Source organism: Pediococcus damnosus, assembly GCF_001437255.1.
GTDB classification, from domain to species: Bacteria; Bacillota; Bacilli; order Lactobacillales; family Lactobacillaceae; genus Pediococcus; species Pediococcus damnosus.
Genome location: NZ_JQBD01000170.1, coordinates 1 through 841, shown reverse-complemented (window position 1 = coordinate 841; position 841 = coordinate 1). Strand labels below are relative to the sequence as shown.

Below are 841 nucleotides of genomic sequence, written 5' to 3'. Positions count from 1 at the left end.
TTTTCCTACATTTTACGGGTGCCTTTTACAGACGGCTAATTGGTTCACGTTTACTTACTGAAATGGTAATAAATGAATGAAATTAAGGAGACTTTTTCATGGTAAAAAGATTCACAAAAGGAATATATTTTAGCTTCATTTTTATATTTTTTGTTTGTTTTAGATATTTTCTAATATTATGTAGTGATGACTTTTTTTGGGCAGGGGATAAGGGACAATATCTTTTGCATCATTTTTTTGTTGGTAACTCCACATTTGGCGGAAGTGGCAATGGTAGATATTTGGGCAGTATTCTTGAAATTTATTCAGTTAGGCATTTGATTGTTGGTATGCTTGCTTATGGTATATTTCTAACTCTTTTAATTTACTTGATTTATAAGATTTGTGGATCAAACAATATTTCTTTGATTTTGGCAACACTTGCGATTCTATTGATACCGACTGGTATTTTTACCGATGTAATTGCGTGGAATGCAGCATTTGTTAATTATGTGCCACCAATGGTGACGTCTTTAACGTTTATTTGGATTAATAAACAAGGACTTAAAGATAATTATGGACTTGATGTATTTTTGTTGATTCTGATGCTTTGTGGCCAATTGTTTTTAGAAAGTATGACAATCTATCAGTTTTTAATGGTTGCTTTTATGATAATTCTTCAAAAATATGTTTTGAAAGATAAAGTCAGTAAATATAATTACTTTGCTTTTGTCGGATCAATTATTGGAACTATATTAATGGTGATCAATCCGTCCTATCATATGATTAGTAATTCTAGTTATAGGCAAACCTCACATAGTATATTACAAATTGAGAGTGTCAAATTTTATGTGTAAATGAA

The 841-nt window shown here is 30.0% G+C and carries 1 protein-coding gene; it reads left to right on the top strand.

The genetic code is table 11. The annotated features are described in order from the left end of the window. Positions 1-98 precede the first annotated feature (98 nt). Positions 99-836 carry a DUF6056 family protein gene (locus IV84_RS10485; RefSeq protein ID WP_155515923.1) on the top strand — a complete coding sequence of 246 codons (738 nt, stop codon included), beginning with the start codon at positions 99-101 and terminating at the stop codon, positions 834-836. Positions 837-841: the final 5 nt, after the last annotated feature.

What these genes read in the sequence shown, in the direction of transcription:
- IV84_RS10485 (WP_155515923.1), top strand. Translation starts at nt 99, where the DNA reads ATGGTAAAAAGATTCACAAAAGGAATATATTTTAGCTTCATTTTTATA.